This window comes from Pseudoalteromonas sp. H71 (assembly GCF_001468485.1).
In the GTDB taxonomy this organism is placed as follows: Bacteria; Pseudomonadota; Gammaproteobacteria; order Enterobacterales; family Alteromonadaceae; genus Pseudoalteromonas.
Map to the genome: position 1 here is coordinate 57,904 of NZ_LODI01000017.1, position 6,202 is coordinate 64,105.

At 35.5% G+C, this 6,202-nt stretch carries 5 protein-coding genes; 1 reads left to right on the forward strand and 4 read right to left on the reverse strand.

Annotated features, from left to right (window positions below; all coding sequences use genetic code 11):
• Positions 1–59: 59 nt before the first annotated feature.
• The gene (locus ATS71_RS09805; protein WP_058404663.1) at positions 60–581 is read right to left on the reverse strand and encodes a type II secretion system protein; all 522 of its coding nucleotides are present in this window, start codon (positions 579–581) and stop codon (positions 60–62) included.
• A 178-nt stretch (positions 582–759) separates the two neighbouring features.
• On the opposite strand from ATS71_RS09805, the gene ATS71_RS09810 reads away from it, so the two are divergent.
• Complete coding sequence (locus ATS71_RS09810) at positions 760–1,668, forward strand: 1-aminocyclopropane-1-carboxylate deaminase/D-cysteine desulfhydrase (RefSeq protein ID WP_058404664.1); 909 nt, start codon at positions 760–762, stop codon at positions 1,666–1,668.
• 58 nt (positions 1,669–1,726) lie between these two features.
• Here ATS71_RS09810 and ATS71_RS09815 read toward each other — a convergent pair whose 3' ends face one another.
• From ATS71_RS09815 to ATS71_RS09825, 3 genes are all read right to left on the reverse strand, one after another.
• Entirely contained in the window at positions 1,727–3,412 is a 1,686-nt protein-coding gene (locus ATS71_RS09815) for an EAL domain-containing protein (RefSeq protein WP_235591463.1), read from the reverse strand.
• A 519-nt stretch (positions 3,413–3,931) separates the two neighbouring features.
• On the reverse strand, positions 3,932–4,387 hold the full coding sequence (locus ATS71_RS09820; RefSeq protein ID WP_201020865.1) for a 5' nucleotidase, NT5C type: 456 nt from the start codon (positions 4,385–4,387) through the stop codon (positions 3,932–3,934).
• Positions 4,388–4,410: 23 nt separating this feature from the next.
• Positions 4,411–5,592, reverse strand: coding sequence for a hypothetical protein (locus ATS71_RS09825; protein ID WP_058404666.1), 1,182 nt, complete (start codon positions 5,590–5,592; stop codon positions 4,411–4,413).
• Positions 5,593–6,202 lie beyond the last annotated feature (610 nt).

Genomic DNA, 6,202 nt, shown 5'->3' on the forward strand with positions numbered 1-6,202 from the left:
ACCATTAAAAATTACGTTATCAAATAAACTAGCAAACTTATAAACACTTATTTTTTGCACTAACACTCAGACATAAATACGCTTAAAGCGGGCGCAGTAATTACATTTTGTTTCGTGTTGTTTTTAGCTTCAACATATTCAATACGGCAATTATCCACTGCAGAATAACTGTTGGGGTAAATAATAGCTTTAGCAGCTTGTGGGCTATTCGTAATATTAAAATCCCCAGTGTGTTCAGTTGCAAATTTAGTATCTAAAAACGCCCTAAAAGCGGCCTCAGTTGCAGCAGGATAGCCATAAACAATATCAACCATTTTTCCTGAATCAAGCTCGATACTGGCATTTGCTTTATTATGGAGGTTTTTAATAATGGCTTTTCCATGTACAACGCTTATTTCAGCTTGAATTGATACTTGCAGTGTTTCAAGGATGGATGCGTGTGCTTCCCCTTGAAGGTTTAAAAAGCGCGGGGCAAAATAAACAGCTAACGCGCCAAAAGTGACAATAACAATTATTAGCTGCAGTAACGAAAAGCCAATCTGTTTTTTTATAAGTATTGTTTTCTTAAATTGTTTTTTCATAACTAAACTCCCTTTACAATTGGTTAACTTTAAAACATGTTAACCAATCTAGCTACTCAAAATTTAATCAATGCACTGTTACACAAAACAATCCATCGTAATTTTGTATAGCCCCTTCTATTTATAAGCTATAAAATTAGCCGTGTATTTTATTATTTATCCTTTTAATTGAGAAAAAATGCCTGCATCTTTCGAAATAAATGAAACCACTATTACGCAAAAAATCGATGATCCGTGGTTAAAAGGTAAAGGCATTGAGCTATTAGTAAAGCGAGATGATCTGCTCCACCCTTTAATAAACGGGAATAAGTGGCGAAAACTAAAATATAATTTAATACAAATGCAGTCCCAGAATAAAACCGAGTTGCTTACATTTGGTGGCGCATTTTCAAATCATATACATGCGTGCGCTGCAGCGGGAAAAATGTTTGGTTTAACAACGCATGGGATTATTCGCGGGCCTAATTTAGATCAAAGCAACCCAACCATCCAATTTGCACAGCAGTGTGGCATGCAGCTTCATGTTGTTAACCGTATTGAATATAAGTTGCGAAACGATGCGCAATACCTCGCAGACCTTAGAACAAAATTCCCCAATGCGTATTTTCTTGCTGAAGGTGGCACAAATACCTATGCAATACCAGGCTGCGCAGAGCTTGCACAAAGTTTGCCAAAACACGATTACTTAGTATGCCCTACAGGTAGTGGTGGAACGCTTGCGGGCCTTATTGAGGGCAGTAATGTAACAACACAAATAATAGGAATTGCAGTTTTAAAGCAAGCACAATATTTAATAGAGGAAGTCCGTAAGCTAAGCGCTAAAGCAAGGTCACAAACTAACTGGCAATTGCTTTGCGATTTTCATGGCGGTGGCTATGGTAAATTCACTCCTGAGTTATGGGCGTTTTGCCAACATATGAGCACTACACACAATCTACCGCTAGAGCCTATTTATAGTGGTAAAATGCTGTACGCTCTGTGGCAGTTAATAGAGCAAGATTACTTTCCTTTTGGCAGTAAAATAATTGCAGTTCATACCGGCGGCTTACAAGGATTAGAAGGGCTTAAGTACAGAAAACTTATTTAAGCATACTTTTTCAGTCGAGCACCCAATGCGTAGGGTTTAATTAAAAAGCTAAAGTACATCAATGAAAAACAGCCTGAGTTAGCTCTTGTAAAGGTTCCGAAAAATAAAAGCCTTGCGCGCCCGCGACACCTAGTTGTGTAAGCATAATAAGTTCTTTTTGAGTTTCTACTCCTACCGCATAAACAGGAAGGTTTAACATTTTTCCTGCATTAACAATGTTTTTGATGCATTTTTGATTATGCGATTTTTCATTGACTAAGTGCACTAGATCGTAACTTAGCTTTAAGCCTATTACCTCTTCACAGTGAATAAGCAGAGGAATGTTTTCACTCGTTTTTACATTATCAATAATAATATTAGATCTGTGTTTTTTTATTATATTTAACGTATTTGCTAACGCATCTTTGTTGTTGCAAAAAAAAGCTTCACTCATTTCAAACTGTAATTGGCAGCTTAAATTCAGCCTACCCATTTGTGTGCTTAACCAGCTCCAAAACTCTTCGTTAAGCCAATTGTTAGGGTGCATATTAATGCTAACGCTTAATGGTGACTTTTCAGCCATTACCAGAGTGAGTATTTGCGATAACACCGCTTTATCGAGTATTAGCGCGTCATTTTTACTCTCAACTTGATTAATAAAATACTGAGCCGCCAGCAAACCATGCATGTCGTGCCTTACTCTTATTAATGCCTCATGCTGAATAATATCGCCACTAATCAAATCGAACACAGGCTGAAAAGAAAGCATAAACTTATTCTTTTTAATATTGTTAATAACCTGCTCATTACAAAATAACACTTCTTGGCTTTTGCTCAGTGCTAATCGATGACGGTGCAATAACATACTATTTTGAGAAAGCGTTAAAGCCGCTTTTGCTATTTGCAATACCTTGGATTGATCGGCACCTAAGCGAAAGTTACATGCACCTAACTTAACATGTTTACGAGTCGTATTTTTCTGATGGCTTTGACACACATTAAAAATAATTTTGTATAGACGTTCAGTATAACGATCAAGCTCAGCGATAGGCACATTGTAGAGTGTAATGGTTAGTTGTTCAGGATTAATGACTTTCACAGCAATTTTTTTTATTTCAGGAACGCTTTTAAGTATTAATACTTTAAAGCTTGTTTCTAAGTCAGTATTTTTATCAAACTCGCAATCCCAACTCACTAAAATAAATAAACTATGATACTGCTCAGCCGCTGCATAGAGCGACCCTAGTTCATCGCTTTTAACGGTTTTAACTATATCTACCCTATCGCACGTGTCACTTGGTAATTTTAACTCCTTAGGCTGACTATTGAGTTGTTTCAATTGTTTTAAATTAACTGCGTTTCCCCAGCGATAAAGCGAGCTTGCAGCTCCTAAAACAATAAGGTTGAGTAAAATGAAGAGGTAGCTTTCCATTATCCAGACAGGAGGGTGATAAAGGCCTAAATTTAACGTTTTATACGAAAACACTTTAAGCTCTGGCTTTACAAGGTTTTTAAAATGCCCAGAAGACGGCTCCGCTGAAAGCGTAAATCCATTGCTTTTAACTAAAACAGCTAAAGTTTTTTGATCTAATGGCGCATTTAATTGCAATTCATACACTTGCTTTACAAGCTGGTGCCCAGCTCTATATATTTTTAAATGTAATGCATTACTTAATATAAAATTAAAACCAATCAGCAAGATAATAAGCAAGGCCAAACATACAGGTTTTAAATGATTTGATAACCAATAGCGCCCCTTAAACATAGCTCACCCAAACGTTATATTAATAACTGAAGTGTTGTTCAAAAAAGCCATAAGTACAAGGTAGCTAATCAACTTTAAATATAAAATCGTAAGTAAGCTAATCGCTACTTTTAAACCAATTCGCTTACTTGAGTGTTCTATTTATAGGCAGTAAAACATTGTCGATAACAAGACAAGCATTTTGGTATTTAGCTATTCTAAATAACAAATTTTTAACGCAAGTAGCAACATGTTTAGCCACACAAAATGATTAGGTATTATTGCGGATTGGTATAATAACCCTATAAAACAAAAAGACCGCTAAGTAGCGGTCTTCAATAGTTTTTCAACATTCTAAATTTTGTCTTGAATTAAAAGGGTAGTTTACGTGTCTTAAACACACAAGTGTGTGAGTGAGTGAATGAGTCACACATCAACACTTGGTTTTGATTGATAAAAACACGAACTAACTCAAAGAGCGAATAAGGTTTATTTACACTCCTTTCTTCAATTGTAAATAAAAACAAGAATTGCCCCAAATTAATCCTCTTTTTTGACAATTTCTGTTCTTAATATAAAGTTCAGCTCCTCGTTCAATACACACCAGTCGGGATATTTTTCACTACCGAACTGCATTAATTTACCCATGAAATTCTCTTGCCCAGCCCCACAAATATGGTCATCTATCAAAACATCACCAATGAATAATCCTTTATTGGGGCTTATAATCAGTTTCTCTGTAAACCGAGAACCCAGATGTTCTTCAATCCAGACTCTCTTTTCCGTATAGCACGCAGGGTTTTTAATACTTGGGGCTGTTAAGATGTAAACCTCAGCTCTTGTTGAAGAATCTAAATTTCTTAAGGCATGTATAGCGCCTTCAATAGGGGCAAGTTTACGAAAAAAATCAAACTGAGATTGTGGGTAAAGCACCTCAGGACATTGCTCCAGAGCTTTCTTATATGCTCCGCTGTAGTCACAGAGCACATCATCCATGTCTACGAATACTCTCTTCATAATTAAACCCAACCCATTACATTTGTTTTAATTTTATTTTTTCGCAAGATCTTTCCGCCAGCTTCCCTCTCTACGACATCAATAACAGCTAAATCAATAAAAAGTTTCTTACTGCATAAGTAAATAAAGAGGTATTGTAATATCTCATCTAAATCGTCCAAAAATGGCTTTAACTGTATTTGATTTAAATGTTGTGATTTTGATGTCTGCAAGACACTGACAAAATGATTTGCATCTTTAATTGTCATGCAGAAATTCTTTTTATAACCAACTCTTATAGAGTTAATAACAATATTAGAGTCATCAAATTCTGAAAAAGCTTTAGCAGGTATCTCTGAACTGACCACCATCGCATCATCGCTGAATTCAATCCTCAACTCAGGCCGAATAGCTGCGCTGTCGAAAGCATTGGTGAAGTGCAAGATATGACTTATTGAAGCATCAAGAAAGTCTGTATGTATAATCTCAAACCTCCCATCGCAACCGTATTTTTTATTTAGGTTCAATAACTTAAAAAAACTCCCAACATCAAGTTCTATCTGAGTAGCAACTTCTAGAGCATTCGATAATTTGAGATCTTTCTTACTGGACTTTATCCCGAAGAAATAGCTTATATTGTTGAGTCTAATATGAAGAAAATTTGGATAAGTGAAACATGCTGCAATCAATCGATTTAAACGTTCAGAAGTAAAAGTGTTAAAACGTGCATAGATTTTTGAGCAAGCGATTAATTCAGCTCCATCGGTATCATCTGGCAGACTTTCATAGAAATCCACTTTGCCCAATTTCTCAGAACCACAAACTTGCTCTTGGTGAATAAAGTAGACTTTCGTTATATCAACATTAACTTTTTGATTTTGTTTCGATATAGCGGCTTCGTGTAATAACTCAAGAGCTAAAGAGTCTGGGGTGTTTGGTATGTTTTCGACACACGAACTTATTTCTTCTGAAAATTGCCGTAAATCAAAAAGCTCAGGAAGCTGATATTCGAGCTTATGTGAAGCACAATTTGTCCACGATCCAAATTGGAATGTACGTGAGAGCGTTTTCAACAATTTTTCGTGCCCGAAGCGCTTAGCTGATTTAAAGGTCAATGCACTAGAGCTTGAATCAGCTCTATTTTTTAAAGCTTCTCCAATACACCGAACAACTTTTTTAAAGTACGTGCGAGAAATTTCTGACATAACTAATCCTTATCATAACTAAGCAGTCAGCACTAGACATGTTTAATTACGAAAAGACAGTTAAAAAATGATTTTTAAATATTCAATAAGATTCTAAATTACTCGAATTTCAGAGTGCTTTTAAACTAATGCGCAATCGAGCCAGCACAATCTACATAATAATAATAATAAAAAGGTAATTTGTAAATATGGCATCTAGTGAAATTTTTAAGGTTCATAACTTGAGCAACTCGGACTAATAACAACATGATTTATATTGTAATTTTACAATTAAACTGATTAGATGATTCAAATCGTATCACTTGGATAGCTAAATCTAGTCAGTTAAATTCCCGCTTACTTCATCCTTATCGATAGAAGTTCCCTGTCAAAACATTTTCAAAAGTCACACATCGTTGATGTGAAACAAACTGAACTCTTTCCAAGAAATTTGATTAGGAGTAGTATGGTAAATAAATATAATATTAAGGGATTAATATGACTTCAACTGTCCATAGCCCAGATCAGTATATGTATGTAGTGGCATAGTTAATTTGGCCACCCATTAAGAAAGAAATGTTATGCTCTTTGCATACAAATTTGGGTGAAAAAATGACGAAATTAAAACGCG

Bases quoted from the DNA above. Each gene is read 5' to 3' on its own strand.
- ATS71_RS09815 (WP_235591463.1), bottom strand. From the start codon at position 3,412: ATGTTTAAGGGGCGCTATTGGTTATCAAATCATTTAAAACCTGTATGT.
- ATS71_RS09825 (WP_058404666.1), bottom strand. From the start codon at position 5,592: ATGTCAGAAATTTCTCGCACGTACTTTAAAAAAGTTGTTCGGTGTATT.
- ATS71_RS09820 (WP_201020865.1), bottom strand. From the start codon at position 4,387: ATGGATGATGTGCTCTGTGACTACAGCGGAGCATATAAGAAAGCTCTG.
- ATS71_RS09810 (WP_058404664.1), top strand. From the start codon at position 760: ATGCCTGCATCTTTCGAAATAAATGAAACCACTATTACGCAAAAAATC.
- ATS71_RS09805 (WP_058404663.1), bottom strand. From the start codon at position 581: ATGAAAAAACAATTTAAGAAAACAATACTTATAAAAAAACAGATTGGC.